The organism is Mesorhizobium sp. M0293 (assembly GCF_040321735.1).
GTDB lineage: Bacteria > Pseudomonadota > Alphaproteobacteria > Rhizobiales > Rhizobiaceae > Mesorhizobium.
The window spans coordinates 35,928-62,311 of sequence record NZ_JAMYSA010000037.1 but is presented as its reverse complement, the minus strand read 5'-3'; the positions used below and the strand labels follow the sequence as shown (position 1 = coordinate 62,311).

25 protein-coding genes are annotated in these 26,384 nt (G+C 63.8%); 7 read left to right on the top strand and 18 right to left on the bottom strand.

The annotated features are described in order from the left end of the window. From NKJ06_RS16240 to NKJ06_RS16230, 3 genes are all read left to right on the top strand, one after another. The coding region (locus NKJ06_RS16240) for an ABC transporter permease subunit (RefSeq protein ID WP_352810199.1) at positions 1–794 on the top strand (794 nt) is incomplete at its 5' end. Positions 795–796: 2 nt separating this feature from the next. Continuing rightward, entirely contained in the window at positions 797–1,654 is an 858-nt protein-coding gene (locus NKJ06_RS16235) for an ABC transporter ATP-binding protein (protein ID WP_352629963.1), read from the top strand. Next, positions 1,651–2,481: a dipeptide ABC transporter ATP-binding protein gene (locus tag NKJ06_RS16230; RefSeq protein WP_352629919.1), complete on the top strand. Its 831-nt coding sequence runs from the start codon at positions 1,651–1,653 to the stop codon at positions 2,479–2,481. Before NKJ06_RS16235 ends, NKJ06_RS16230 begins: the two co-directional genes overlap by 4 nt. 31 nt (positions 2,482–2,512) lie before the next feature. Here NKJ06_RS16230 and NKJ06_RS16225 read toward each other — a convergent pair whose 3' ends face one another. The 5 genes from NKJ06_RS16225 to NKJ06_RS16205 form a co-directional block, all read right to left on the bottom strand. After that, complete coding sequence (locus NKJ06_RS16225; RefSeq protein ID WP_352629917.1) at positions 2,513–3,787, bottom strand: cysteine desulfurase-like protein; 1,275 nt, start codon at positions 3,785–3,787, stop codon at positions 2,513–2,515. 45 nt (positions 3,788–3,832) lie between these two features. Next, a complete protein-coding gene (locus NKJ06_RS16220) occupies positions 3,833–4,507 on the bottom strand; it encodes an amino acid ABC transporter permease (protein WP_352629915.1) in 675 nt (224 codons plus the stop codon). Between the two features lie 151 nt (positions 4,508–4,658). Then, the gene (locus NKJ06_RS16215; protein WP_352629913.1) at positions 4,659–5,456 is read right to left on the bottom strand and encodes an ABC transporter substrate-binding protein; all 798 of its coding nucleotides are present in this window, start codon (positions 5,454–5,456) and stop codon (positions 4,659–4,661) included. A 73-nt stretch (positions 5,457–5,529) separates the two neighbouring features. After that, positions 5,530–6,729, bottom strand: a complete 1,200-nt coding sequence (locus NKJ06_RS16210) for a pyridoxal phosphate-dependent aminotransferase (protein WP_352629911.1) — start codon at positions 6,727–6,729, stop codon at positions 5,530–5,532. Between the two features lie 175 nt (positions 6,730–6,904). Next, the gene (locus NKJ06_RS16205; RefSeq protein WP_352629909.1) at positions 6,905–7,681 is read right to left on the bottom strand and encodes an HpcH/HpaI aldolase family protein; all 777 of its coding nucleotides are present in this window, start codon (positions 7,679–7,681) and stop codon (positions 6,905–6,907) included. Between the two features lie 121 nt (positions 7,682–7,802). Between NKJ06_RS16205 and NKJ06_RS16200 the strand changes: the two genes are divergently transcribed. Further along, positions 7,803–8,894 carry an LLM class flavin-dependent oxidoreductase gene (locus NKJ06_RS16200; protein WP_352629907.1) on the top strand — a complete coding sequence of 364 codons (1,092 nt, stop codon included), beginning with the start codon at positions 7,803–7,805 and terminating at the stop codon, positions 8,892–8,894. A 24-nt stretch (positions 8,895–8,918) separates the two neighbouring features. Here NKJ06_RS16200 and NKJ06_RS16195 read toward each other — a convergent pair whose 3' ends face one another. From NKJ06_RS16195 to NKJ06_RS16135, 13 genes are all read right to left on the bottom strand, one after another. Next, entirely contained in the window at positions 8,919–9,314 is a 396-nt protein-coding gene (locus NKJ06_RS16195; protein WP_352629905.1) for a RidA family protein, read from the bottom strand. Positions 9,315–9,377: 63 nt separating this feature from the next. Further along, positions 9,378–10,526 (bottom strand): acyl-CoA dehydrogenase family protein, encoded by a 1,149-nt coding sequence (locus NKJ06_RS16190; RefSeq protein WP_352629903.1) that lies wholly within the window; start codon positions 10,524–10,526, stop codon positions 9,378–9,380. A gap of 213 nt (positions 10,527–10,739) precedes the next feature. Then, on the bottom strand, positions 10,740–11,552 hold the full coding sequence (locus tag NKJ06_RS16185; RefSeq protein ID WP_352629901.1) for an enoyl-CoA hydratase family protein: 813 nt from the start codon (positions 11,550–11,552) through the stop codon (positions 10,740–10,742). Next, positions 11,549–12,019: a MarR family winged helix-turn-helix transcriptional regulator gene (locus NKJ06_RS16180; protein WP_352629899.1), complete on the bottom strand. Its 471-nt coding sequence runs from the start codon at positions 12,017–12,019 to the stop codon at positions 11,549–11,551. Before NKJ06_RS16180 ends, NKJ06_RS16185 begins: the two co-directional genes overlap by 4 nt. After that, positions 12,013–12,771 (bottom strand): SDR family NAD(P)-dependent oxidoreductase, encoded by a 759-nt coding sequence (locus tag NKJ06_RS16175; protein WP_352629897.1) that lies wholly within the window; start codon positions 12,769–12,771, stop codon positions 12,013–12,015. The genes NKJ06_RS16180 and NKJ06_RS16175 overlap by 7 nt, the downstream gene beginning before the upstream one ends. A 199-nt stretch (positions 12,772–12,970) precedes the next feature. Then, entirely contained in the window at positions 12,971–15,259 is a 2,289-nt protein-coding gene (locus NKJ06_RS16170) for a bifunctional salicylyl-CoA 5-hydroxylase/oxidoreductase (RefSeq protein ID WP_352629895.1), read from the bottom strand. A gap of 140 nt (positions 15,260–15,399) precedes the next feature. Next, on the bottom strand, positions 15,400–15,999 hold the full coding sequence (locus tag NKJ06_RS16165; protein ID WP_352629892.1) for a VOC family protein: 600 nt from the start codon (positions 15,997–15,999) through the stop codon (positions 15,400–15,402). Positions 16,000–16,078: 79 nt separating this feature from the next. Beyond that, positions 16,079–16,915, bottom strand: a complete 837-nt coding sequence (locus NKJ06_RS16160) for an ATP-binding cassette domain-containing protein (protein WP_352629890.1) — start codon at positions 16,913–16,915, stop codon at positions 16,079–16,081. Beyond that, entirely contained in the window at positions 16,908–17,786 is an 879-nt protein-coding gene (locus NKJ06_RS16155; RefSeq protein WP_352629888.1) for an ABC transporter ATP-binding protein, read from the bottom strand. Before NKJ06_RS16155 ends, NKJ06_RS16160 begins: the two co-directional genes overlap by 8 nt. Then, on the bottom strand, positions 17,783–18,631 hold the full coding sequence (locus tag NKJ06_RS16150; RefSeq protein ID WP_352629886.1) for an ABC transporter permease: 849 nt from the start codon (positions 18,629–18,631) through the stop codon (positions 17,783–17,785). The genes NKJ06_RS16155 and NKJ06_RS16150 overlap by 4 nt, the downstream gene beginning before the upstream one ends. After that, positions 18,624–19,631: an ABC transporter permease gene (locus NKJ06_RS16145; RefSeq protein ID WP_352629884.1), complete on the bottom strand. Its 1,008-nt coding sequence runs from the start codon at positions 19,629–19,631 to the stop codon at positions 18,624–18,626. Before NKJ06_RS16145 ends, NKJ06_RS16150 begins: the two co-directional genes overlap by 8 nt. 217 nt (positions 19,632–19,848) lie before the next feature. Then, the gene (locus tag NKJ06_RS16140; protein ID WP_352629882.1) at positions 19,849–21,378 is read right to left on the bottom strand and encodes an ABC transporter substrate-binding protein; all 1,530 of its coding nucleotides are present in this window, start codon (positions 21,376–21,378) and stop codon (positions 19,849–19,851) included. A 114-nt stretch (positions 21,379–21,492) separates the two neighbouring features. Beyond that, positions 21,493–23,067, bottom strand: a complete 1,575-nt coding sequence (locus NKJ06_RS16135; protein WP_352629880.1) for a phytoene desaturase family protein — start codon at positions 23,065–23,067, stop codon at positions 21,493–21,495. A 119-nt stretch (positions 23,068–23,186) separates the two neighbouring features. Here NKJ06_RS16135 and NKJ06_RS16130 point away from each other — a divergent pair, with 119 nt between their 5' ends. The 3 genes from NKJ06_RS16130 (at position 23,187) to NKJ06_RS16120 (ending at position 26,343) form a co-directional block, all read left to right on the top strand. Then, entirely contained in the window at positions 23,187–23,978 is a 792-nt protein-coding gene (locus NKJ06_RS16130) for a cyclase family protein (RefSeq protein WP_352629879.1), read from the top strand. Between the two features lie 311 nt (positions 23,979–24,289). After that, positions 24,290–25,861 carry a phytoene desaturase family protein gene (locus NKJ06_RS16125; protein ID WP_352629877.1) on the top strand — a complete coding sequence of 524 codons (1,572 nt, stop codon included), beginning with the start codon at positions 24,290–24,292 and terminating at the stop codon, positions 25,859–25,861. Next, positions 25,861–26,343 (top strand): MarR family winged helix-turn-helix transcriptional regulator, encoded by a 483-nt coding sequence (locus NKJ06_RS16120; RefSeq protein ID WP_352629876.1) that lies wholly within the window; start codon positions 25,861–25,863, stop codon positions 26,341–26,343. The genes NKJ06_RS16125 and NKJ06_RS16120 overlap by 1 nt, the downstream gene beginning before the upstream one ends. Positions 26,344–26,384 lie beyond the last annotated feature (41 nt).

The following is a 26,384-nucleotide window of genomic DNA, read 5'->3' as shown; positions in this document are numbered from 1 at the left end:
TCTTCGCGCTGCTGATCCTGATCGCCATCTTCGCACCGCTGCTGGCGCCGCATTCGCCGGACGATCAGTTCCGCGACTTCTTCCTGACGCCGCCGGCCTGGCAGGAGGGCGGCAACGCGCAGTTCCTGCTCGGCACCGACGCAGTCGGTCGCGACATGCTGTCGCGGCTGATCTACGGCTCGCGTTTCTCGCTCGCCATCGGCTTCGTCGTCGTCACGTCAGCGCTGATCTCCGGCGTCATCCTCGGCCTGCTTGCCGGCTACTGCCGTGGCTGGGTCGACACGCTGATCATGCGCATTATGGACATCATCCTGGCCTTCCCGTCGCTTCTCTTGGCGCTGGTGCTGGTCGCGGTGCTTGGCCCCGGCCTCGTCAACGCCATGATCGCCATCGCCTTCGTGCTGCAGCCGCATTTCGCCCGGCTCACCCGCGCCGCCGTGATGGCCGAGAAGACCCGCGAATATGTGATCTCGGCCAAGGTCGCCGGCGCCAGCCATCTCAGGCTGATGCTGGTCACCATCCTGCCCAACTGTATCGCACCGCTGATCGTGCAGGCGACATTGTCCTTCTCCAACGCCATTCTTGAGGCAGCCGCCCTTGGCTTCCTTGGCATGGGCGCGCAGCCGCCGACGCCGGAATGGGGCACCATGCTGGCCGAAGCGCGCGAGTTCATCCTGCGCGCCTGGTGGGTGGTGACTTTCCCCGGTCTTGCCATCCTGATCACCGTCTTCGCCATCAACCTGATCGGCGACGGCCTGCGCGACGCGCTCGACCCCAAGCTGAAGAGGTCGTGAGCATGCCACTGCTCGAGATCAAGAACCTCACCGTTTCCTTCGACACCGCGGCCGGACCGTTCATGGCCGTGCAAGGCATCGACCTGTCGGTCGAGGCGCGCGAGGTGCTGGCGATCGTCGGCGAGTCCGGCTCCGGCAAATCGGTGGCGATGCTGGCGGTGATGGGGCTGTTGCCCAAGACGGCGACGGTCAAGGCCGACCGCATGGCCTTCGACGGCGTCGATCTCCTGAAGCTTAGCCCGTCCGAACGCCGCAAGATCGTCGGCAAGGACATCTCGATGATCTTTCAGGAGCCGATCGCCAGCCTCAATCCGTGCTTCACCGTCGGCTTCCAGATCGAGGAGGTGCTGCGCTTCCACATGGGCATGGATCGCGCCCAGCGCCGGGCGCGGGCCATCGAACTGATGAAGCTGGTCGGCATTGCCGATCCGGAAGAACGGCTGAGTTCGTTCCCGCACCAGATGTCCGGCGGCCAGTGCCAGCGTGTCATGATCGCCATTGCCATTGCCTGCAATCCGAAACTGCTGATCGCCGACGAGCCGACCACGGCCCTTGATGTCACCATCCAGAAACAGATCCTCGATCTCTTGGTTTCGCTGCAGGCCAAATACGGCATGGGCCTGATCATGATCACCCACAATATGGGCGTGGTTGCCGAAACCGCAGACCGCGTCATCGTCCAGTACAAGGGCCGCAAGATGGAAGAGGCCGACGTGCTGTCGCTGTTCGAGTCGCCAAAAAGCAACTACACGCGCGCCCTGCTCTCGGCGCTGCCGGAAAATGCTGTCGGCGACCGGTTGCCGACCGTGTCCGACATGCTGTTCGAGCCGGCCCCCTCTGCAACGGGAGCCACCTCATGAGCATCACCGTTCTCGAAGGCAAGAACATCGTGCGCGACTACCACATCGGTGGTGGCCTGTTCACCGGGCCGCGCACGGTGCATGCGGTCAAGGGCGTCTCCTTCAAGGTGGACAAGGGCAAGACGCTGGCCATCGTCGGCGAAAGCGGCTGCGGCAAGTCCACGCTTGCCCGCATCATCACCCTCATCGATCCGGCGACAGCGGGCGAGCTGTTCATCGACGGCAACAAGGTCGATATCGCCAGGAACGCCTTGACGAAGGAGATGCGCCGCAAGGTGCAGATCGTTTTCCAGAATCCGTACGGATCGCTCAATCCGCGCCAGAAGATCGGCGACGTGCTGGGCGAACCGCTTTTGATCAACACCGACAAGCAGGCGGCCGAGAGGCGCGACCTGGCGATGAAGATGCTGAAGAAGGTCGGCCTCGGCCACGAGCACTACAACCGTTATCCGCACATGTTCTCCGGCGGCCAGCGCCAGCGCATCGCCATTGCCCGCGCGCTGATGCTCAACCCGAGCCTGCTGGTGCTGGACGAGCCGGTCTCGGCGCTCGATCTGTCGGTGCAGGCGCAGGTGCTCAACCTGCTTGCCGACCTGCAGGACGAGTTCCAGCTGACCTACGTCTTCATCAGCCACGACCTGTCCGTGGTGCGTTACATCGCCGACGATGTGATGGTGATGTATTTCGGCGAAGCGGTCGAATACGGCTCGCGCGACGAGGTCTTCGCCGACCCCAAGCACGGCTACACCAGGACGCTGTTCGCCGCGACGCCGCGTGCCGACGTGGCCTCGATCAAGGCAAGGCTTGCGAAGAAGAAGGTGGCCTGACGCCGCACGGCAGCGTCAGGCTCACCTTTATTCAGGACAATTTGGCGATGATGGCGCGCAGGGCTTCGCCGAAGCGCCGGACTTCCTCGAGTGTGTTGTAGTGGACCAGCGAGGCGCGGATGGCGCCGCTGTCCATTGACAGGTTGAGGCGCTTCATCAGCCGTGGCGCGTACATGTGGCCGTCGCGGATGCCGATCTGCAGTTCGGCCATTTCCTCGACGATCCGCTGCGGCGACAGTTTGCCGATGTTGAAGCAGAAGGTCGGTACGCGTTCGGTGATGCGGGCCTCGTCGGCAACGCCATAGATGGTCGCGCCGCAACCTTTCAGCACCGCAAGCATCTCGCGCGCCAGCACCAGCTCGTAGTCGCGGATGGCGCTCATGCCGGCGACGATGTTTTCACGCCGCGAGCGGTTGTTGGAGGGCGCAAGATTGCGGCCGATCAGTTCCAGATACTGCACAGCGGCATCCATCCCCGAGACGTTCTCGTAGATGAAGGTGCCGGCCTCGACCTTGTAGGGCGGCTCGTCGGGGATGAAATCCTCGCGGAAGGTCGGCAGCCGCTTCAGCGTTTCGAAACGGCCCCACAGGAAGCCCATATGCGGCGAGAAGTTCTTGTAGCCGGAGCAGACGAGATAGTCGCAGTCCCAGGCCTGCACGTCGATCAACCCGTGCGGTCCGTAATGCACGCAGTCGAGGAACACTTCGGCGCCGGCCGCGTGCGCGATCCCAGCCACGGAAGCGACATCGACGATCGAGCCAATCGAATGCGCGGTGACAGTGCAGGCGACGAGGCGGGTGCGGTCAGAAACCAGCGGGCGCAGATCGTCGACATGCAGATTGCCGTCCTCGCGCATCCGCCACCATTTGAACTTGGCGCCGGCGGATTCCAGCGCCAGCCATGTCGCGATGTTGGCGTCGTGGTCCATGTCGGTGATGACGATCTCATCACGCTCCTGAAGCATCTGGCCGATGCCGAGGCTAACCAGGCGGATGAACGAAGTGGCGTTCATGCCGAAGCAGATTTCCGCCGGGCTGTAGGCGTTGATCAGCAGCGCGACACTTGTCCGCGCATCGGCGACCGACTGGTCGACGGTGACGCTGCGGCGATAGCGGCCGCCACGCTGCACATTGTGCGAAACCAGATGGTTGGTCACCGCGTCGAGCACGCTCTGCGGGATCTGCGCGCCGGCGGCGTTGTCCAAGAAAATGAAATCGCCGGCCCGCTGCAGAGCGGGAAACATTGCGCGGATGGTGTCGACGGGAAACGCGGCTGCGCTCGCATTGTCGGTTTGATGTCTGTTCACGGGTAGGCTCCTGCAAAGGACTTGGGCGGGGATCAGTTGGTGACGTCAGCGCTTCTTCTCGGTCTTGAAGCGCTCTTCAAGCAGGCTGACGAGGCGCACCATCGGCCAGAGAAAGATGAGATAGACAAGCGCCGCGCCGATTAGCGGCGAGGGGTTGGCATAGAGCGACTGCGCGTTGGTCGCTTCCTTCAACAGTTCCGGCAGCGCCACGGTGGAGGCGAGCGAAGTGTCCTTGAACATCGAGACGCAGTTGCTGGTCATCGGCGGGATGACGACGCGGATCGCTTGCGGCAGCACCACCTTGCGCAGTGTCAGCAGGAACGGCAGGCCGAGTGCCTGTGATGCCTCGAACTGGCCGCGTGGAATGCTTTCAATGCCGGAGCGGAACACCTCGGTCGAATAGGCCGACATGATGAAGGCGAACGCCGTCACCGCCGACGCCCAGGACGACAGACGGATGCCGAGGAACGGCAGCGCGTAGTAGATCAGGATCAGCACGACCAGCACCGGCAGGGCGCGGAAGATGTCGGTGTAGCCGACCGCGAGCCAGCGCAGCGGCTTCGGCGCATAGAGCCGCACCAGGCTGATCACCAGGCCGATGGGGATGCCGATGCCGATGCTTAAGATGCCGAGCAGCAGCGTGTTCAGGAAGCCGCGCAGCAGCGCCGGCAGGCTGGACATGATGACATCGGGGTTGAAGAAGGTGTCGAGCAGCGACATGGGAGCGTTCCCGAACCCCAGAGCAAAGAATGCTCACGTTAAAATCGATTGACCTCACCGACGGCGAGGTGCCTGCGGCGGAAGCCGGCGCTGGAGCATGAAATGAATCGTGCCGGCCTGGCAAGCCGGCACGCTTTCAATGCATTACCACTCAGGCCTTCGGCAGCGGCATTTCCTTCATGGTCGAAGAGTCGGCGGGCGCGTCGCTGCCGAACCACTTTTTGTGGATGGCGGCCAGCGTGCCGTCCTTCTTCATCGCGCTCAGCGCGTCGTTCAGCTTGCCGAGCAGCGGGTGGTCCTTGGTCATCATCAGGCCGTATTGTTCGCCGGTCTTGATGCGTTCTTTGACGACCAGGTCCTTCATCTTGGTGAAGGAATACTCCATGCCTGGAATGTCGCTGACGGCGGCATCGACGCGTCCGGCGCTGAGGTCGAGCAACAGGTTCTGCTGCGTGTCGTAACCCTTCACGTCGCTGAAGCCGTCGGCTTCCTGATGCGCCTTGACCCAGGTCTCGCCGGTCGAGCCGGACAGCACGCCGACGATCTTGCCCTTGAGGTCGGCTTCGGCCTTGATCGCGCTGTCGGTCTTGGTGGCGATGCCCATGTCTGAATCATAATAGGGCTGGGTGAACGACTGCGACTTCAGCCGCTCCGCCGTGATGGTGATCGACGAAATGGCGACGTCGATGCGCTTCGACGTGGTGGCGGCAAACAGCGCCTGGAAGCCGAGATCGGCGATGTCGGTGGTCATGCCGACGCGCTTGGCTGCTTCGTTGACGATGTCGACTTCAAAGCCTTCGAAGGTACCGCTCTCGTTCTTGTATTCGAACGGCGGATTGGTCGGGTAGGCGCCGACATTCAGCACGTCGGCGGCATAGGCGGTGGCGGGGCCGGCGGCGATGCCGATGGCGGCGGCGAGAAGAAGCAATTTACGGCGAGTGAAGCTCATTTGTGTTCCCTCTGTTGTTGATCGGGCGGGTTGCTCCCGCACGGTTTTTTGCCGCCCCGCTTCAGGCAGGGCGTCAATTCATGGCAGCGACCATGCGGTCGAGCGCGGTCGCTATCTGGTCACGCTCACGGCACACGCACATCCGCAGGAAGGCCGTGGCCGAACTTCCAAAGAGATGGCCGGGCGCCAGCCCGACGCGCGCCGTCTCCAGGATCTTGGCGCAGGCGCGACGTGCGTCGCTTTCGCCGTCCATGGCGAAGAAGGCATACATGCCGCCGCGCGGTTTGGTCGGTAAGATGATGCCCGGAATTTCCGCCAGCCTGTCATAGGCTAGGTCAAGGCCGGTTCTGATCCGCTGCCGGATCTCCTCGACAAGCGGCTCGCCCTGCCGGATCGCTGCGACCGCACCGGCCTGGATGGGGGCTGCCGTGCCGCTGTTGACATATTGGGTCATGGCGCCGAGCTGCTCGGCCACCCCGGACGGATGCGTCAGCCAGCCGATACGCCAGCCGGTCATTGCCCAGGCCTTGGAGAAGCTGTTGACCGACAGCACCCGGTCGCCGTCCTCGGCGATCTGCAGGATGGAAGGGGCAACGTTGCCGTCGAAATAGAGCCGGCCATAGACCTCGTCGGAGATGATCCAGATGCCGGTGCGCCGGCTGAAATCGAGCAGCGCCTGCATCTCCTCGCGCGATGCGGTCCAGCCGGTCGGGTTGGATGGCGTCGACAGGAAGATCGCGCGCGTGCGTGCGTCGCAGGTCGCAAACAGCCGGTCGAGATCGAGATGCCAGTCGCCCTTGAAGTCGAGCGAAAACGGCCGTGGCTCGCCGCCGATCAGGTGGATGGCGTTGTGGATGTTGGGCCATTGCGGCGCGACATAGACGACGTTGCTGCCAGTATCGACCAGCAGTTCCAGCGCCAGATACAGCGCCTGCATGCCGCCCGGCGTGACCGTAGTGCGCGCGATCGGGATCGGCCGGCCATGGATGCGCGTCTGGTACTCCGACAGCGCCTCGTTCAACGGGGCGTGCCCGCGCATGTTGGGAACGTAGAAGGTCAGGCCTTCATCGAAGGCGGCCTTGGCAGCGTCGCGGATGAAGGCCGGCGTCACCATATCGCCTTCGCCATACCACAGCGCGATCACATCGCCGAGTTCACGCGCCCGCACGGCAAGGTTGGCGATGTTTTCTGTGTGCAGATCGCGGATTTGTGCGCGCACGCCATCGAAGGCATAGCGCGCGCTGGACGATGACTGGGGCAGTATGAACGACAAGGACTGAAACCCCTCCCACCCGGAACACCACGATGAACAGGCCGGCAAGCCCCTCCGGCACGGCAATCGCCATCGATTTTGGAATGCTTATCCAAAGTGCGGCGGTTTTCAAGGCGAAAGTTTTAAGCTTAAAAAGTTTGGCCGGAATGTTGCCCCGACGATACGCCTTTTTGTGCTAGCCGCGCTCGCCTCGTGCCAGTTCGGCCCGCGCGGCGGAAGAACCGGCGGCCGCACCCGCCCCGAGAAACATCGTGTCGCTGGCCAGGATGAAGAAGCTGGCGCCGATAGCTGCCCATTGCCCGACAGGCTGCGGGCTGGCGCAAAAAATGCCGGCGGCCTTGTCGTGCGCGATCGTCACGCCGACGATCGTCCGGATCGCCGCATTGAGCTTGTCAGCGCCTTTCGGTCCGAGTGCATCGATCGACACCGAAAGATCGCCGGGGCCGACGAAGATCACATCGATGCCGTCGACGGCCGCGATCGCGTCGATGTTGGCCAACCCTTCCGCGGTCTCGACCTGGATCGCGACGACGATCCTGTCGTTGGCGCCGGCCAAATATTCGGGAATGTGATAGCCATAGCCGGCGGCGCGGCCGGGTCCGACGCCGCGCTCGCCCCTGGGCGGATAGCGCGAGGCCTTCACCGCTGCTTCGGCCTGGGCGGCGGTCGAGACGCGCGGCACCAGCATACCTTGCGCGCCACTGTCCAGCGCCGCCTGGATTGCTTCCGGCGCATGGCCGGGAACGCGCACCATGGCCGGCACGCGATGCACGTCGGCCGCGCGCACCATGGTCTCGATCATGTCCCGCGAGATCTGCGCATGCTCCCAGTCGATGCAGAGGAAATCGAGGCCCGACTGCGCCATCACTTCGACCGCGACGGGATGGGGAATAGCGACAAAGGAGCCGACAAGGCTCGTCTTGCCGATGCATTTCTGGCGGAACTCGCTCATGCCGATCCCTTTCTCCTCCTGCCGGAATCCATATCCGCAAACCATCGCGAGGCGAAGCTATTTCATGCTTGAAATATTTTCGCGGAGCCGTAGCGTGCGATCTTCGCCGGGAGGTCGCGACATGAACAAACCACATCCCTTGCACGGCCCGAACAGGCTGAAGCTTGGTGTTTTTTCAACCAATGCCGATGGCGGGCTTGCCATCACCGATGTTCCGGAACGCTGGACGGCGAGGTGGCAGGACAATCTCACGGCCGCGCAGATCGCTGACCGCGCAGGCCTGGAGTTCATGCTGCCGATCGCGCGCTGGCGCGGTTTTGGCGGTCGCAACAAGGTGCGCGAATGGTCGTTCGAGACCTTCACCTGGGCGGCGGCTCTTGCGGTCGCCACCGAACAGATCGGCCTGTTCATGACCGTGCATGTGCCGCTGGTGCATCCGCTCTATGCCGCCAAGGCGCTGGCGACGGTCGACCATATCAGCCAGGGCCGCGCCGGCTTGAACATCGTCTGCGGCTGGAACCCGAAGGAATTCGGCATGTTCGGCACGCCGCTGGTCGAGAAGGGCTACGACCAGGCGGCGGAATGGATTGAAATCCTCGAAAAGCTTTATGCGTCGGCTGAGCCGCTCGATTACGAAGGCACCTATTATCACCTCAAGGAAGCGGTGAGCCGACCGGCCAGTCTGCAAGTTCCGCGACCCGTGACCATGAACGCTGCTTTCGGCGGGCCGGGCCGAGATTTCGCCGCCGCCCGATGCGATTATCTGTTCACGACCTTTTCGGAAATGAGCGATGCCGGCAAGCATGTCGCCGACATCGGCGAGCGGGCCGACAAGGCAGGCCGCGACGTCGGCGTCTATACCGTTGCGCATGTCGTCTGCCGCCCGACGATGGAAGAGTCGCAGGCCTATTATAACAGCTACGCGGTTGAGATGGCGGACCACGATGCAGTCGATGCCCACATGGCCGGCAAGAAGGAATTCTCGCAATCGCACGACCCGCATGCCTATGACCGTTACCGGCAGCGTTTCGCCGGCGGCGCCGGCACCTACCCGCTGATTGGAACGCCGGAAACAATCGCCGCCGACATGGTCGCCATTGCCGGGCACGGCTATCAGGGCATCGCGCTGTCCTTCGTCAATTACACGCAGGAGCTGCCCTATTTCTGCGATAACGTGCTGCCGATTTTGAGACAGGCGGGCCTGCGCGAATAATTTATTCCTAGGCCAGCCAATAGATTATTCCGGAATGACGGCGGTCGCCTGGATTTCCACCTTAGCGCGATCCTCGACCAGCGCCATCACCTGCATGGCGGCCATCGCCGGAAAGTGCCGGCCGATCACTTCGCGATAGACCTCGCCAATGCCCTTGAGGCTGGCGAGGTATTCGGCCTTGTCGGTAAAATACCAGGTCATCGAGGTGATGTGCTGCGGTCCGGCGCTGGCCTCGGCCAGCACCGCGACGATGTTTTCGAGCGTCTGCTTCACCTGGCCGACGAAGTCGTCGGTCTCGAACTGGCATTGGCCGTTCCAGCCGACCTGTCCGCCAACGAAGACGAGTTGCCCGCGTGCCGCGACGCCATTGGCGTAACCGACAGGTTTTGCCCAGCCTTCCGGCTGCAGAATCGTGTGCATTCAAAACCTCCCGGTATTCCAAAAACCAATTTTCAAAATCGAATGCCCGTCAAATCTCTGCCGTCAGGCCGCGCCCATCACTTGTCGCGCGATCACCACCTTCTGCACGTCGGAGGCACCCTCATAGATGCGCAGCGCGCGGATCTCGCGATACAGGCTTTCGACGATATGGCCTTTGCGGACACCGTCGCCGCCATGCAGCTGCACGGCCTTGTCGATCACCTCTTGCGCCTTGTCGGTGGCAAACAGCTTGGCCATCGCCGCCTCGCGGGTGACGCGGGGCGCACCCATATCCTTGGTCCATGCGGCGCGGTAGACCAGCAGCGCCGCCGCATCCACGTCCAGCGCCATGTCGGCGATATGGCCCTGCACCATCTGCAGTTCGCCCATCGGCGCGCCGAACAGTTTGCGCTCGGCTACGCGTTTGATGCTTTCATCCAGCGCGCGGCGGGCAAAGCCGAGGGCTGCCGCACCGACAGTCGAGCGGAACACGTCGAGCACCGACATGGCGATGCGGAAGCCGTCGCCCGGTCTGCCGATCAGCGCCGCGGCCGGCAGCCGGACCTGATCGAACGACATCCGCGCCAGCGGATGCGGCGCAATCACTTCGAGCCGTTCGGCAATGCCAAGGCCCTTGGTGTTATCAGGCACGAGGAAGGCGGAGAGCCCCTTGGCGCCCGGCGCCTCGCCGGTGCGGGCAAAGACGACGTAGAGATCGGCGATGCCGCCATTGGAGATCCAGGTCTTTTCGCCGGACAGAACGTAACTGTCGCCGTCGCGGGTCGCCGTCATTTCGGTGTTGGCGACATCCGATCCCGAGCGCGGCTCCGACAGGGCAAAGGCGGAAATCGCCTTGCCGGCACGTGTCTTTGCCAGCCATTGCTGCTGCTGCGGCGTACCGAACAGGCTGAGCGCCCCGGTGCCCAGCCCCTGCATGGCGAAGGCGAAATCGGCGAGCCCGTCATGGCGCGCGAGCGTCTCGCGCGTAATGCACAATGTGCGGACGTCGAGTGGCCCCGGATTGTCGGTGTCGACAGCCGTCGGCTTCAGCCAGCCGTCCCGGCCAAGCTTGGCCACCAGCTCGCGGCAGGCGGCATCGACATCATGGTGATCGACCGGCAGGTTTTTTGCGCACCACGCCTCCAGTTGGTCGGCCAGCGCGCGATGGTGGTCTTCGAAGAACGGCCAGTTGAGGAAGGAACGGTCAGGCATGGGCGCGCCCTCGATTTTCGTCGCGATCCGTCGCACCCCCCTCTGTCCTGCCGGACATCTCCCCCGCAAGGGGGGAGATTGGCAGCCTTGCCGACGGCTTCGACCTGGCAACGTTGGAGATTGGCGAAAACAAGACGTACAGCCGATCTCCCCCTTTGCGGGGGAGATGGCCGGTAGGCCAGAGGGGGGTGCCTGGGCGCAAACCTACCATCCTCAATCCCCCTCGAACACCGGCTTTTCCTTGGCCACGAACGCCTGGTAGGCGCGCTCGAAGTCGCGGGTCTGCATGCAGATCGCCTGCGCCTGCGCTTCCGCCTCGATCGCCTGGTCGAGGCCCATCGACCATTCCTGGTTGAGCTGCGTCTTGGTGATGCCGTGGGCGAAGGTCGGGCCGGAGACGATGCGCGCCGCCATGTCGAGCGCGTCTGCCTCCAGCGCTGCGGCATCGACCAGCCGGTTGTAGAAACCCCAGCGCTCGCCTTCATCAGCCGTCATGGTGCGGCCGGTGTAGAGCAGTTCTGCGGCGCGGCCCTGGCCGATGATGCGCGGCAGGATCGCACAAGCGCCCATGTCGCAGCCGGCGAGGCCGACGCGGGTGAACAGGAACGCCGTCTTCGCTTCCGGCGTAGCGATGCGGATGTCCGAACTCATGGCGATGATGGCGCCGGCGCCGACCGCGACGCCATCGACCGCCGCAATGATCGGCTTGCCGCAATTCAGCATGGCCTTGACGAAATCGCCGGTCATGCGGGTGAAGGCGAGAAGCTGCTTCATGTCCATCTTGACCAGCGGGCCGATGATGTCGTGGACATCGCCGCCGGAGCAGAAATTGCCGCCATTGGACAGGAACACCACGGCGTCGACGTCGTCGGCATAGACGAGGTCGCGGAACGTATCGCGCAGTTCGGCATAGCTGTCGAAGGTCAGCGGGTTCTTGCGCTCCGGCCGGTCGAGCCGGACCTTGGCGATCCTGCCATCGACCTCCCACAGGAAATGCTTCGGCTTGCGCCCGGCCATCTCGGTCATTCGCGTCCCTCCCAGTTGCTGCGGAACGAGGTCAGCATGCCGGTCAGCCGGCGCGCGTCGTCCTCGCTGACCTTGCCCAGCAATTCGCCGATCCAGCCTTCATGCGCCGCGGCGATGGCGGCAAAGGTTTGCGTGCCTTCCTCGGTCAGCCGCACCATCGAGGTGCGGCGGTCGCCATTGCGCCTCGCACGCGCCACTAGTCCTTCCGAAACCAGCCGGTCGACGATCCCGGTGACATTGCCGTTGGACACCAGCAGGAAGCGCGACAGGTCGCTCATCAGCATGCCTTCCGGCACCCGATAAAGGGCTGCCATCACGTCGAAGCGCGGCAGCGTCGTGTTGAACTCCTTCTTCAGGCGCTCGCGCAGCTCGGCCTCGATCGTGCGCGAGGCACGCAGCAGCCTGATCCACAGACGCAAGCGGTCCTTGCCGGGTCCCGACGGCGCGGGCAGGGGGCCGGCTACCATGTTTCGCCTCCTGAGATGGAAATCGCCTGTCCGGTGATCGATTGGGCGGCGTCGCCACACAGCCACAGCACGGCGGCGGCGACCTCTCGCGGTTGGATGAAGCGGCCTTGCGGATTGGTCGAGGCCAGGCTCGACCGCGCCTGTTCGACCGAACGGCCGGTCTTATCGATGATGCGCTGGATGGATTCCTCCAGCATTTCGGTTTCCACAAAGCCCGGGCACACCGCGTTGACGGTGACGCCGGACTTCGCCGTCTCGGCGGCAAGAGCCCGCATCAGGCCGACGACGCCATGCTTGGCGGCGACGTAAGGCGCGACATAGGCGTAGCCTTTCAGCCCTGCCGTGGAGGCAATGAAGACGATCCGCCCCGCCTTGCGCGCGGCCATGCCGGCCAGCGCCGGTTTCACCGTCAGGAAGGCGCCGGTCAGATTGACGTCGAGTGTCCGCTGCCAGTCGGCAAGGGTGGTCTTGTGGGCCGGCGTGCTGCCGGCCATGCCGGCATTGGCGACGACGATGTCGAAGGGCCCACGCACGGCTTCCGCCCTCTCGTAAAGCGACGCCATCGCCGCCTCATCGGTGACATCGGCGGCGATGCCGGAGATGCGGTCGTTTTCGCCGGCGACCTTGGCAAGCTCCGCTTCCCGGCGGCCGCAGATGGTCACGTCGATGCCGGCATCCGCCAGAGCCAGCGCGATGGCTCGGCCAACGCCGGAGCCGCCGCCAGTGACCAGCGCATGCTTGCCCGCGATCATGCGCCAATCCTCGAAACTTGGCGCCAAGTACCCCCACCCCTAACCCTCCCCACTAGGGGGAGGGAGAAGGCAGCAGCAGCACCTATCGATCGCAAACTTATGCGGTTTCCGCTGGGTCGAACGCAACATAGTCCCCCTCCCCCCTGTGGGGAGGGGCTAGGGATGGGGGTACAGCGCCGACGTAGCAAGCGAAAAGCACTCATACTTTCAGCCCCGCCGCCGCATCGCGCTCGGCCAGCCGGTAGAGCTGGTCGCGCCCAGGCAAATAGGGATCCGGCCATTTGACGCCGCGGTCGCCGAGCGTGACCGCGGCATGCAAGGTCCAGTAGGGATCGGCGAGATGCGGCCGTGCCAGCGCCACCAGATCGGCGCGACCAGCCATCAGGATCGAGTTGACATGGTCCGGCTCGTAGATGTTACCGACCGCCATGGTGGCCATGCCGACCTCGTTTCGGATGCGGTCGGAAAACGGCGTCTGGAACATGCGGCCGTAGACGGGCTTTGCCAGCGCCGATGTCTGGCCGGCCGAGACGTCGCAGATGTCGATGCCGGCCTCATGCAGCAGCCGTGCGATCTCGACCGCGTCGGCAGGCGTCACGCCTTCGATGCCGACCCAGTCATTAGCCGAAATGCGCATCGAGATCGGCTTCTCGGCCGGCCATGCGGCGCGCACCGCGCGGAAGACTTCGAGGGGATAGCGCATGCGGTTTTCCAGCGAGCCGCCATAGGCATCCGTGCGCCGGTTGGTGACCGGCGTGATGAACGACGACAGGAGATAGCCGTGCGCGGCGTGGATTTCGAGCATGTCGAAGCCGCAGCGATCGGCCATCTCGGCCGAAGCCACGAATTCGTCGCGCACCCTGTCCATATCGGCGCGGTCCATCGCCTTCGGCACCTGATTCTCAGGTGACCACGCGACGGCCGAGGCCGCCATGACAGGCCAGTTGCCTGATACCAGCGGCACGTCGTTGCCTTCCCAGCCAAGCCGGGTCGAGCCCTTGGCGCCGGAATGGCCGATCTGGGCGCAGATCTTGGCTTCGGTCTCGGCGTGGACGAAATCGACCAGCCGTTTCCACGCCACTTCATGTTCGGGCGCGTAGAATCCGGGACAGCCAGGCGTGATGCGACCCTCGGGACTGACGCAGGTCATCTCGATATAGATGAGGCCTGCGCCACCCTTGGCGCGCTCGGCATAGTGGGTGAAATGCCAGTCGGTCGGACAGCCGTCGACGGCCTTGTACTGCGCCATCGGCGAGACGACGATGCGGTTCTGCAGCGTCAGGTCGCGCAGCTTGAACGGCGCGAACATCGGCGCGCGGCGCATGCCGCCGGCGCCCGCCTGGCGCTGGAACCATTCCTCCGCACCGCCAAGCCATTCGGCGTCGCGCAGCCGCAGATTCTCGTGACTGATGCGCTGCGAGCGGGTCAGCAATGAATAGTTGAACTGCACCGGATCGAGGCCGAGATAGCGCTCCACCTCCTCGAACCATTCGAGCGAATTGCGCGCCGCCGATTGCAGCTTCAGCACCTCGGTGCGGCGAGCATCCTCATATCTACGGAACGCGGCCTCAAGGTCCGGTTCGGACTCGACATACTCGGCCAGCGCCACCGCGCTTTCCAATGCGAGTTTAGTGCCGGAGCCGATCGAGAAATGCGCTGACGCCGCCGCATCGCCCATCAAGGCCAAATTCTTGTACGACCAGCGCTCGCACAGCACGCGCGGGAAATTGATCCAGGCCGAACCCCTGATATGGTTGGCATTGGTCATCAGCGCGTGGCCGCCGAGATGCTTGGCGAAGATGCGCTCGCAGACAGCGATCGATTCCTGCTGCGACATCGCGCCGAAGCCAAAGGCAGCCCAGGTCTGTTCGCTGCATTCGACGATGAAGGTCGCGGTATCGCTGTCGAACTGGTAGGCGTGCGCCCACACCCAGCCATGCTCGGTCTTCTCGAAGATGAAGGTGAAGGCGTCGTCGAATTTCTGGTTGGTTCCGAGCCAGACGAACTTGCATTTGCGGGTGTCGATGTCGGGTTTGAAGACGTCAACGAAGGTGTTGCGCGCCCTGGAATTCAGCCCGTCGGCAGCGACGACAAGATCATGCGTTTCCATGTAGGGTTTCGGGTCGGCGATATCGGTCTCGAACATCAGCTTGACGCCGAGTTCGCGCGCCCGGCGCTGCAACAGGACCAACAGCCGCTTGCGGCCGATGCCGCAGAAACCGTGCCCCGTCGAAACAGTTCGCACGCCGTCATGGATGACAGCGATGTCGTCCCAGTAAGCAAAGTGCTTCTTGATCCAGACGGCGCTGACCGGATCGTTCTTCGACAGATTGTCGAGCGTCTCGGCCGACAGCACGACGCCCCAGCCGAACGTGTCGTCGGCGCGGTTGCGCTCGAACACCGTCACATCGTGCGCGGCGTCCCTGAGTTTCATCGAAATGGCAAAGTAGAGGCCGGCTGGTCCACCGCCGAGAACCGCAACCTTCATGTCTGCGATCTCCTCTTCGCTTGCTGGTTTCAGTATCGCGCCGGCGGCAAATTATTTCAAGCTTAAAGTTTCATATCGAAATGATTCAACGTCGCATCTGTGTGGCGTGCTTGCGGGACATCCGCAAGCACGCATTCCCATCATTTTTCCGGGCTCTTCGGGCTCCACAAAACGGTCTCCGCACCCTTCTCGTAGGCCATCCCCGAGGGATAGCTGATCGCTTCCAATTGCAGCCCCCAGGGCGCTTGGAAGTAGAGGATGGTCTGGCCGGCGGCCGGTCCTTCCTTGACCGGCAATGGTCCCATCCTTGTCTTGACGCCCTTGCCGTCGAGATAGGCTTTGGCGGCGGCGACATCGTCGACATAGAAGGCGATGTGGAAGCCGCCTATGTCGCTGTTCTTCGGCGTCAGGTCCTTCTGGTCGGGCGCTGTGTATTTGAACAGCTCGATGTTCGATCCATAGCCGCAACGCACCATGGTGACCTCTTCGATCACCGCCTTCGGGTCGACGCCCAGAAGATCCTGCATGAAGGTGCCCTTGTCGTCGGCGAACGGGCCAAACGACATCGCCTTCTTGCAGCCGACCACTTCGGTGAAGAAGTCGACCGCCTGCTTCATGTCGGGCACCGTGATGCCGGTGTGATCATGGCCGCGCATGCCCGGGATCGAGCTGGCGGTGGCGATGCCGGCGCTGCCCAACATCGCCACTGCGAGCGTTGCGTTTCGAAGTATCCTCTTCATGTTAGTCCTCCTCCATTGGCGGGACTTGGGTCTTTGCCGGTCGCACGTCCGAGGCCCGCTTTTCGGCGTGCGTGTGCATTCATGTCGGAGCCTTGGCGGCGGCAGGGATGTCCAGCCAGCCCGGGTCGATCTCGGGCAGCGGAATGGCTGCGATTAGGTCGCGCGTGTAGCTTTGCCGCGGGTTTTCGAACAAGGCGTCGGTGGCGCTGGCTTCGACGATCACGCCTTCGCGCATGACGATCACTTGCCGGCACAGCCGCCGAATGACGGACAGATCGTGGCTGATGAAAGCGACCGTCAGCCCCATCTCCGCCGCAAGCTTCTCCAGCAGGGTGAGGATCTGCGCTTGCGTCGAGACGTCGAGGCCGGAGACGATTTCATCGGCCAGCACGAATTTCGGCGACAGCGCCAGCGCGCGGGCAATGCCGACGCGCTGTCGCTGGCCGCCCGACAGTTCGTGGCGGTAGCGGCCGGCAAAGCTTTGCGGCAGGCCGACGCGCTGCAAGGCCTCGGCGACGCGCGCCTTCAGATTGTTGCCAAGGCCATTCTGTTTCAGCGGTGCAGCGATGATGCTGGCAATGGTGCGGCGCGGGTTGAGCGACGACATAGGATCCTGGAAGATCATCTGCAGATTGCGCCGCAGTGGCCTGAGCTCCGCTTCCGGCAGATGGGTGATATCGCGGCCGTCGAAGCTGATGCTTCCGGCGCTGGGCTCCAAGAGGCGCACCAAAGCGCGGCCGAGCGTCGATTTGCCGGATCCGGATTCGCCGACGATCCCGGTCACCGAGCCCTTGGGCAGGTCGAAATCCAGGCCTTTCAGGATCTCGGCCAGCGGCGCGCGGCCGATCAGCGGTTTGCGCGTCATGTCGGGCAGCGCGACCTTCAGCCCGCGCACGGAAAACAGCGGCTCAACCATGCGGCCGCCTCCAAGCCTGATCGGCGGCAGCGATCTCTGAAGCAAGCCCGGCCAGCACAGCGTCATCCACTGGTTTCAGCGAGGCAAACGGGTCGGTGTAGCGCGGCGTCGCAGCCATCAGCGCGCGCGTGTAGGGGTGTTGCGGGGCAGCGAAGAGAGCAGCCGTCTCGGCCTCTTCAACGACCTTGCCGGCATAGAGCACCGAGACCTTCTGGCTGATCTTGGCGACGACGCCGAGATCGTGGGTGACGAACAGGATCGCCGTGCCATGCTCGCGCTGCAACTGCACGATCAGCCGCAGGATCTGCTTCTGCACGGTGACGTCGAGCGCCGTCGTCGGTTCGTCGGCAACGATCAGCCGGGGCTCGGCGGCGAAGGCAGCGGCGATCAGCACCCGCTGGCGCATGCCGCCGGAAAGCTCGTGCGGATAGCTTTTGAGCACGCGGTCGGGGTCGCGGATCTGCACCTCGTCGAGCAACTGGCGAATGCGGGTATCGGCCCTCTCGCCACTCCAGCCGAGAATGCGCACCAGCCGGTCGGTCATCTGCGAGCCGATGCGGCGCGACGGGTTGAGCGCGGTCAGCGGATCCTGCGGGATCAGCGCCGTGCGGGCGCCAATCAGCGTGCGCCTTGCCTTTGGCTGAAGCCGGCCGAGATCCTCGCCTTCGAGCAGCATATCGCCTTCGACGATGCGCACGCTCGACGGCAGCACGCCGAGCACCGCCTTGCCGATCATCGTCTTGCCGGCGCCGCTCTCGCCGACCAGGGCGCGGACCTCGCCGGGCTGGACGGCAAGCGACACTGAGCGCAGCACGCGCTGGCCGTTGGGCAGCACGGCGCTCAGATCCCTGATGTCGAGACAGGCGCTCATCGCAGCACCGGATCGAAACGCGTCTTCAGCGCCTCGCCGAACTGGCTGAACGACAGCACGGTCAGGATCAGCGTGATCAGCGGGAACACCAGCACCCACCAGGCCTGGTGGATCGACAGCCGTCCCTCGGCGATGATGCCGCCCCAGGTCGGGTCGTCGGTCGAGATCGACAGATTGACGAAGGACAGGATCGCCTCGACGATGACGGCGATACCCATTTCCAGCGACAGCAGCGCCACGATCGACGGCAGCACATTGGGCAGAACCTCGCGCAGCATGATGCCGATGCGGCCATAACCGGCGATGCGGGCATTCTCGACATAATCCATGCGCGCTTGGCCCATCGTTTCGGCGCGGATCACCCGGCAGAAACGCGTCCAGTCGATGATGGCGATGGCGAGGATCACGGAGCTGAGCCCAGTGCCGAGCACCGCCACCAGAAGGATAGCGAACAGCACCGGCGGAAACGCCATCCAGACATCGACGATGCGCGAGATGATGCGATCGGCCCAGCCGCCGAAATAGCCGGCGACCAGTCCTAGCATCGAGCCGACCAGGCAGGCGGCGATCGCAGCCGCAAAAGCGACGATGAAGGCAATGCGGCCGCCGAAGATCAGCCGGGACAACAGATCGCGGCCGAGGCTGTCGGTGCCCAGCCAATAGCCGGGTTCGGCGCCGCTGATCCAGAACGGCGGCAGCCGTTCCAGCATCAGATCCTGCGCCAGCGGATCCTGCGGCGCGACCAACGGCGCAAAGATCGCGGCCAGAAGCGCCAGCAGCAGCCAGCCGCCGGCCAGCCACAAGCGCGGCGACACACCACGCCTTCGAGCACGGCCCTCATCCATGGCGCAGCCTCGGATTGAGCAGCGCATACATCATGTCCACGGTGAGGTTGATCAGCACGAACAGCAGCGCGAAGACCAGCACGATGCCCTGGATCAGCGGCAGGTCGCGGTTGATGACGGCATCGATCGCCATGTTGCCGAGGCCCTCATAGGAAAACAGCCGTTCGACGATGACCGTGCCGCCGATGAGGAAGGTGAACTGCACGCCGACCAGCGTCAGCGTCGGCAGGGCGGCATTCTTCAGCGCCTCGCGCAGGATGACCTGCGTTTCCGAAAACCCTTTCACCCGTGCCAGCACGACATAGTCGAGGTCGAGCACTTCCTTCAGCGACTGTTTCAACAGCTGCGAGATGATCGCCGCCAATGGCAGAGCCAGCGCCACCGCCGGCATCAGCATGTGTTTCAGGAGATCCCAGGTGAGGTCGAGGCGCAGGCGAAGCAAGCTCTCGAACAGATAGAACTGGGTGACGAAGGGCAGGTCGAGCTGCGGCGAAACCCGGCCGGAAATGTCGAAGATCGGCACCAGCACACCGAACAACAGGATCAGCACCAGGCCCCACAGGAAATCGGGAATGGAAAGCGCCGCACCGCTGGCGATGTCGATGCCGGCCTCGATCGCCGTGCCGCGCTCGCGTGCGCCGATGACCGCCGTCGTGCCGCCGAGTGCCACCGCCATCACAAGCGCGACGATGGCGAGTTCCAGCGTCGCCGGCAGCCGGTTGAAGACAAGGCCGAGTACGTCCTGCCTGAGCGAGATCGAGGTGCCGAAATCGCCCCTGACGACGCCGGACAGCCAGATGAAGAACTGCTGCACGATGGTTTTGTCGAGCCCGTAGAGCGCCCGCAGCCGGTCGATGTCGGCATCCGTTGCGCCGGGCGGCAGCATCATGGCGATCGGATCGCCGGGCGCGACACGGATCACGACAAAGACGACGACGGCCACGCCGAACAGCGTGATCAGCATCGCCAGAAGACGGACCAGGAATCTTTGCAGGAGCATTCTGGCGTAGGCCCAATGCGTTTCAGTGACTGATGGAACGAACAGCCCCCTCATCCGGCCGCTTCGCGGCCACCTTCCCCCGAGGGGAGAAGAGGTCGCAGACGGCTGAGCCAGTCTCTTCTCCCCAGCGGGGAGAAGGTGGCCCGAAGGGCCGGATGAGGGGGCCTGCGCAGTTGGAAAGGACACGCCGTCTCGCGACAGCGTCTCCTCGCCGATATCAGGCCGGAGTCATCAGGGCCGGCAGCAGCGCGCCGGACACATGCTGCACCACATTGACGCTCTTGGCATGCACGATCGGCTGCGCATACTGCATCAGCGGCAGCACATAGGCCTGATCGGCGATGTATTTGTCGACGGCCTTCCAGCCAGCAATGCGCTTGGCCTCGTCCTTCTCGCCCCATAGCGGGTTGATCATGTCGATCAGGTCCTGGCTGTCCCACACCGAATGCGGGCTCGGGCCGTACATGGCAAAGCCGGTCGAGGTGGTCGGGTCACCGATAGCATTGCCCCAGTTGTAGAAGGCGGCCGGCGCCAGCTTGTCGGCGGCGCGCAACTCGTAGTGCTTGGCGATCTCATAGACCTCGATCGTCGCCTCGATGCCGACCTTGCGCCACATGCCGACGATCGCCTGGATCATCTCATAGTCCTTGGGCTTGAAGCCCTTGGTGGTCTGGATGGTAAACTTGACCGGCTTTTCCGGCGAGTAGCCGGAGGCGGCCAGCAATTCCTTGGCCTTTTCCGGATTGTGCTCGACCTTGATCGACGCATCATAGGCCGTGTATTCCGGCGTCTCCAGCGTGTCGATCGGCTGGCCGTAGCCGCGCAGCAGGCGATCGACCAGCAGCTTCTTGTCGATCGACATGACGGCTGCCTGGCGGACGTTCTTGTCCAGCATCGCCTCGATGTCGTTGAAGAAGATCATGCCGATGTCGGAGACGTTCTTGCACGAGCCGGCCAGCCCGTCCTTGGCGATCAGCCGGTCATATTCCTCATAGGGAATTTCAAGCGTCACCTGCGAGGAGCCGGACTCGATCTCTGCGACGCGGCTTGCCGCATCAGCGACGAACTTGATCGTCACATTCTCGAAGGCCGGCTTGCCGCCCCAGTAGTTCGGGTTGGCCTTCAGCCGCAGGAAGGCGTTGCGCTCGAATTTTTCGACCATGTAGGGGCCGGTACCGATCGGCGCCTTCTCGAAGCCTTCGGCGCCGACCTTTTCGTAATAGGCCTTCGGCAGGATGTAGCCGGTCAGGAACGACATCCATTTGAAATAGACCGGGTCGAACTGCACGACGTCGCCGGTGATCTTGTTGCCGTCGATCTTGAAATTGTTGACGTTCTTCCAGACGAACTGGATAGGGTTGCCGGTCTTTTCGTCACCCGCCCGCTGCAGCGACCAGACTACGTCTTCCGCCGTGAACGGCGAGCCGTCATGCCAGGTCACGCCTTCGCGCACCGTCATCGTGATCTTGGTGCGGTCGTCGTTCCAGCCCCATTCGGTGAGCAGCCCTGGCGCGAAGGACAAATCGGGCTTCTGCGGGATGAACTGGTCGAATACCGACTGATACAGCCCCTGGATCGTCGGGTTGACGGCCGAAGGTCCGGTGGTCGGGTCCCAGGACGGCAGGTTGACGTTATAGGCGATGGTCAGTTCACCGGCAGCCGCCTTGGCGATCTGCGGCAGGCCGACTGCCGCCACCCCGAGTGCCGCGGCACTGTATCCCAGCAATTCGCGTCTGTTGATTGTCATGGTCGTTCCCCTTGTTGGTTTTCTGTTTTCGTCGCGCGGCAATGTCACTTTATTGGTTCAGGCTTCGTGGGCAGCAGCGCCTTGCCTTTCGTCGCCTCTACGGAATCGTCGCTCCTACCTCCCGCCAAGCTGTTGCGCGAGCATGTAGCCCGAAGCCGCACCAGTGCCGGCACCAGGCCATGTCGCGGCACCCGTGAGATGGAGATTGCCGATCGGCGTGTTCCAGCCGGCGTAGCCGCGCGCCGGGCGAAACAGGAAATTCTGCGCCAGATGATGGCTGCCGCAAACCTGGTCGCCGCCGACGAGGTTCGGATTTTCGCGCTCGAGATCGATGGGCGAGAAGACAGCGCGGCCGAGGATATTGTTTCGCAGGCTGGGTGCATAGGTCTCGATGATGTCGAGGACACGGTCGGCGTAGACCTCCTTGACCTGGTCCCAATGCGCGGGCGCGATCTTGCCGGCGGCATCGCCTGTGATTTCAGCGGGCAGCATGCGCACCTGCACCCACAGCACATGTTTGCCCTCGGGCGCCCGCGATGGATCAATCGCAGTCGGCTGGCCGACGACCAGAACCGGCTCGTCAGGCAGCATGCCCGCCATCGCCTGCTGATAGGTGCGTGACATGGCATCGAGCGACGGCGACAGATGAACATAGGCGAACTGCCGCAGCTCCACTCCGGCGCGCCAGTCCGGCAATTCATCGAGCGCCAGATGGATCATCATCGTGCCCGGCGCATGGCGGAATTTTTGCATCGCCCTATCGAAGCCGGCGTCACCCGAACCATTGGGCAGCAGCTTGCCGGTCAGCGCCTTGGGCGCGACGCCTGCGATGACCGCCTTGGTCGCTGTGTGGATCTCACCGGAAGCGAGCCGCACGCTGGCCGCCTTGCCAGCGGAAACCGTGATCTCGGCCACCTCGGCGCCGGTGACGATCTTGCCGCCGGCAGACCTGACCATGCCTGACAGGGCGCGGATAATGGTGTCGGCGCCTCCCTTGCCCAGCACCATGCCAAAGCTCTGGTTGGCCATCGACTCCAGATAGGGGAACACGGCACCCCCGGCGATGTCGGGCGCGAAGTCGAGATGCATGCCCCAGGTGGCGAGCGTTGCCCTGATATGAGGCGACTCGAAAGTCTCCTCGAGCCAGGCGCGGGGCGATGACAGCAGCAGCCGTCCCGTACCGAGCACCCCCGACATGCCCTTCTTGCGCCACAGGTTCCAGGCGGTGCCGGCAAGAGCACGTGCGCTCATCGGCGAACCCAGCAGCCGGAACAGATGCTCGGCCTCCGCCGGGAAGGCGGCGACCAATCTGCGCCATGTCGAGGCATCGGCGGCGGAGAAGGCGGCCATGCGGGCAGTGGTCTTTTCCAGATCGTTGCTGACGCCGAACCAGCGACCGTCCGGAAAGGCGCTGGCGAAACAATCGGCGACCGGCGCGAACTCCAGCCCCTGTGCTTTCAATTCATTTGCATATTTACGGTGGAAGGCCGAGCCGGCGAACAGGCTGAGATTCATCGCGCCGAAATCGTGGCGGAAGCCGGGAAGGGTGAACTCGCGCGTCTGGACGGCGCCGCCTATTGTTGCGTTGCGCTCGAAAATCCCGGTTTTCCAGCCTTTGAGCGCCAAATGCGCGGCGCATGCCAGACTGTTGTGGCCCGCCCCGACAAAGATGGCGTCGAACTCGCTCACGCCCCGTTCCCATTTCCTTTATGCTTAAAGATAATTGCAGATGCATATGTTTTCGTCTAGTAGGATATTAAGGGCCGAGACGAGCCTTGATGATCATCACGAAAGAGGGAACAGAGACCATGGACACCCAAAAACTCCTCGGCGAAGTCGCCGGCCAGCTTCTTTTAGGCGCCATCAAGGTGGTCGACCTGACAGCGCCGCTAGGACCGGACACGCCACTGATCAAGCTGCCGCCGGAACTCGCCGTCGACACGCCCAAGATCGAGATCCACTCGATCTCCCGCTATGATAAGAACGGTCCCTGGTGGGCCTGGAACTGGCTGAAGCTCGGCGAGCATTCCGGCACGCATTTCGACGCGCCGCAGCACTGGATCTCCGGCAAGGACTATGCCGACGGCGCCACCGACACCATTCCGGCGCAGAATTTCGTCGGCCCGGTCAATGTCATCGACTGTTCGAAGGAAGCCGCCGCCGACCCTGATTTCCTGCTCACCGTCGACCACATCAAGGCGTGGGAAGCCAAGCATGGCGCCATCAATGCTGGCGAATGGGTGGTGATGCGCACCGACTGGTACAAGCGCAACGGCTCGGAAGCCGAGTTCCTCAACGCCAACGAGACCGGCCCGCACACGCCCGGCCCGACCGCCGAAGCCATCCAGTTCCTGATCAGCAAGGACATCAAGGGCTGGGGCTCAGAGACGATCGGCACCGATGCCGGCAAGGCCGGCGGCATGGAGCCGCCATTCCCGGCGCACACGCTGATGCACAAGGCCAACCGCTATGGCCTCGCCAGCCTTTGCAACCTCGACCAGCTGCCGCCGAAGGGCGCCATCCTGATCGCCGCACCGCTGAAGATCGAGCACGGCACAGGCAGCCCGATCCGCGCGCTGGCGCTGGTGTCGAAGCAATAGGACGAGGTGGGTCTTCGGGTGAAGATCATGTGTGTAGGCAATGTCCCGATGACGGGTGGAGGGTGGCAGCCTTGCAACGCCGCCACTCTACGGCGCCCCCTTCTGTCCTGCCGGACATCTCCCCCTCAAGGGGGGAGATCGACTGTCATTGCCATCTTAGCCAATCTCCAAAGTCGCAGGAATGAGCGGAGCGCCAAAGCTGCCAATCTCCCCCCAAGAGGGGGAGATGTCCGGCAGGACAGAGGGGGGCGCCGTAGAGCGCAATTCCACGCAATTGAACCCCACTGCCTGCCGACTGAGAGCATCCCCCAATGAACGCGCCGGATCACATCATCGTCGGCAGCGGCATCAACGCGCTGGTCTGCGCGGCGATGCTCGGCGGCAAGGGTGCCAAGGTGCTCGTCCTCGAGCGCAACGACCGCATTGGCGGTTGTATGCGCACCGAGGAGATCACCGCGCCCGGCTTCATCCATGATGTGATGGCGACGACCTTCGTACTGTTCATCACCTCGCCGGCCTTTGCGGCACTCGGCGCCGACCTTGCGCGGCATGGTCTGGAGTTCTGCCATACCGGCACGCCAACCGGCGTGCTGCGGCCGGACGGCAGCCATGCCGTGCTCAGCACCGACCGCGCCGCCAATGTCGCCGCCCTCAATGCGATCGCGGCAGGCGACGGTGACCGGCACGCGGAGGATGTCGGCGGCATCGAGCGCAATGCCGGTCTGCTGTTCGGCCTGCTCGGTGGCAGCCTGTGGTCCTATCCGACCGCCAAGCTGCTGGCCGGTGATGCCTGGCGGCGCGGCCCGCGCGGCCTTGCCGCCTTTCTCGGCGAAGCGCTGGTGCCGGCGCGCAGCTGGCTCGAAAGCACCTACCAGTCGGAGACCATCCGTGCGCTGTGGGCACCTTGGGTGCTGCATGCCGGGCTCGGTCCCGAAGACGCCTTCTCCGGCCAGATCGCCAGGGTGATCGCCTTTGCACTCGAGGCGGCCGGCGCGCCGATCGTCAAGGGCGGCGCGAAGAACCTGCTTTCGGCCTTCGAAGCACTCATTACCGAGCGCGGCGGCGTCATCTCCACCGAAGCGGACGTTGCTTCCATCATCCAGACCGGGGGCCGCGCCACCGGCGTGCGGCTGGCCTCGGGCGAAATCGTCCATGCGAAGAAGAGCGTTATCTGCTCGGTCACGCCGACGCAGCTCTATGGCCGGCTGCTCGGCGCGGATGCGCCCAAAGCTGATGTCGAGGCGACGCAGAAATATCGTTACGGCAAAGGCAATTTCCAGGTCCATTATGCGCTTAACAAGCCGCCGGCATGGCCGGGCGAAGGGCTGGACAAGGTGGCGTTGCTGCACCTGACGCCGGGACTGGATGGCGTGTCGAAAGCCTGCAACGAAGCAGCGCGCGGCATGCTGCCGGAGGTGCCGACCATCTGCGTCGGCCAGCCGCATGCACTCGATCCGTCGCGCTGTCCGCCGGGCAAGGCGATCCTGTGGCTGCAACTGCCCGAGGCACCTCGCCACATCAAGGGTGACGCGGCGGACAAGCTGCAGGCGCCGGCTGACGGGCAATGGACCGACGCGCTGCGCGATGCCTATGCCGACCGTGCAGAAGCGATCCTTGCCAGCCACATCGACGGCTTTAGGGATAGCGTCATTGCGCGCCGGGCCTATTCTCCAGCCGACCTCGAAGCGATGAACATCAATCTGGTCGGCGGCGACCCTTATGGCGGCTCCTCGACCCTCGACCAGTCGTTCCTGTGGCGGCCGTTCAAGACCAGCCGCAACCATCAGACCGGCATCAAGGGTCTCTACCATATCGGCGCCTCGACCCATCCGGGTGCGGGGCTCGGCGGCGGCTCCGGCTTTCTCCTGGCGGGGAGGCTGTGATGGAACAGAAAGTTCCGGAAAAGCGCCAGCGCATTTCGACCTTGGGGCAGATCGGCCTGCAGCAATTCGCGCCCTATCTGATGAACCGCATCATGGGCCGCTACAACGCCACCTTGCGCGACGATTTCCGCAAGCAGGGCCTGACCATCCCGCAGGTCCGCACGTTGGCGGTGCTGTCGGTCACCGACGGCATCACCGTCAACGACCTCTCGGTCTATACTGTCATCGAGCAGTCGACCTTGAGCCGGACGCTCGACTCGCTGGAGGGCCAGGGCCTTGTGCGGCGCGAGCAGGGCGTCACCGACAGCCGCATCCGCCATGTGTTCCTGACCGATGACGGCCGCACTGAGTTCACCCGCGCCTGGCCGGCCATGCATGACGCGTTCGAGGCGATGTTCGACGATATCGACGACGCCGAATATTCCGCACTCATCGCCACGCTTTTGAAGATGCTGAAGAACATCCGCAAGCACGACATCTAGACCTACGCGCCGCCAACCCCGGGCGGTAACGGAAGGAGTCA

Bases quoted from the DNA above. Each gene is read 5' to 3' on its own strand.
- NKJ06_RS16235 (WP_352629963.1), top strand. From the start codon at position 797: ATGCCACTGCTCGAGATCAAGAACCTCACCGTTTCCTTCGACACCGCG.
- NKJ06_RS16230 (WP_352629919.1), top strand. From the start codon at position 1,651: ATGAGCATCACCGTTCTCGAAGGCAAGAACATCGTGCGCGACTACCAC.
- NKJ06_RS16220 (WP_352629915.1), bottom strand. From the start codon at position 4,507: ATGTCGCTGCTCGACACCTTCTTCAACCCCGATGTCATCATGTCCAGC.
- NKJ06_RS16215 (WP_352629913.1), bottom strand. From the start codon at position 5,456: ATGAGCTTCACTCGCCGTAAATTGCTTCTTCTCGCCGCCGCCATCGGC.
- NKJ06_RS16205 (WP_352629909.1), bottom strand. From the start codon at position 7,681: ATGAGCGAGTTCCGCCAGAAATGCATCGGCAAGACGAGCCTTGTCGGC.
- NKJ06_RS16200 (WP_352629907.1), top strand. From the start codon at position 7,803: ATGAACAAACCACATCCCTTGCACGGCCCGAACAGGCTGAAGCTTGGT.
- NKJ06_RS16195 (WP_352629905.1), bottom strand. From the start codon at position 9,314: ATGCACACGATTCTGCAGCCGGAAGGCTGGGCAAAACCTGTCGGTTAC.
- NKJ06_RS16190 (WP_352629903.1), bottom strand. From the start codon at position 10,526: ATGCCTGACCGTTCCTTCCTCAACTGGCCGTTCTTCGAAGACCACCAT.
- NKJ06_RS16185 (WP_352629901.1), bottom strand. From the start codon at position 11,552: ATGACCGAGATGGCCGGGCGCAAGCCGAAGCATTTCCTGTGGGAGGTC.
- NKJ06_RS16180 (WP_352629899.1), bottom strand. From the start codon at position 12,019: ATGGTAGCCGGCCCCCTGCCCGCGCCGTCGGGACCCGGCAAGGACCGC.
- NKJ06_RS16175 (WP_352629897.1), bottom strand. From the start codon at position 12,771: ATGATCGCGGGCAAGCATGCGCTGGTCACTGGCGGCGGCTCCGGCGTT.
- NKJ06_RS16170 (WP_352629895.1), bottom strand. From the start codon at position 15,259: ATGAAGGTTGCGGTTCTCGGCGGTGGACCAGCCGGCCTCTACTTTGCC.
- NKJ06_RS16165 (WP_352629892.1), bottom strand. From the start codon at position 15,999: ATGAAGAGGATACTTCGAAACGCAACGCTCGCAGTGGCGATGTTGGGC.
- NKJ06_RS16160 (WP_352629890.1), bottom strand. From the start codon at position 16,915: ATGGTTGAGCCGCTGTTTTCCGTGCGCGGGCTGAAGGTCGCGCTGCCC.
- NKJ06_RS16155 (WP_352629888.1), bottom strand. From the start codon at position 17,786: ATGAGCGCCTGTCTCGACATCAGGGATCTGAGCGCCGTGCTGCCCAAC.
- NKJ06_RS16150 (WP_352629886.1), bottom strand. From the start codon at position 18,631: ATGGATGAGGGCCGTGCTCGAAGGCGTGGTGTGTCGCCGCGCTTGTGG.
- NKJ06_RS16145 (WP_352629884.1), bottom strand. From the start codon at position 19,631: ATGCTCCTGCAAAGATTCCTGGTCCGTCTTCTGGCGATGCTGATCACG.
- NKJ06_RS16140 (WP_352629882.1), bottom strand. From the start codon at position 21,378: ATGACAATCAACAGACGCGAATTGCTGGGATACAGTGCCGCGGCACTC.
- NKJ06_RS16130 (WP_352629879.1), top strand. From the start codon at position 23,187: ATGGACACCCAAAAACTCCTCGGCGAAGTCGCCGGCCAGCTTCTTTTA.
- NKJ06_RS16125 (WP_352629877.1), top strand. From the start codon at position 24,290: ATGAACGCGCCGGATCACATCATCGTCGGCAGCGGCATCAACGCGCTG.
- NKJ06_RS16120 (WP_352629876.1), top strand. From the start codon at position 25,861: ATGGAACAGAAAGTTCCGGAAAAGCGCCAGCGCATTTCGACCTTGGGG.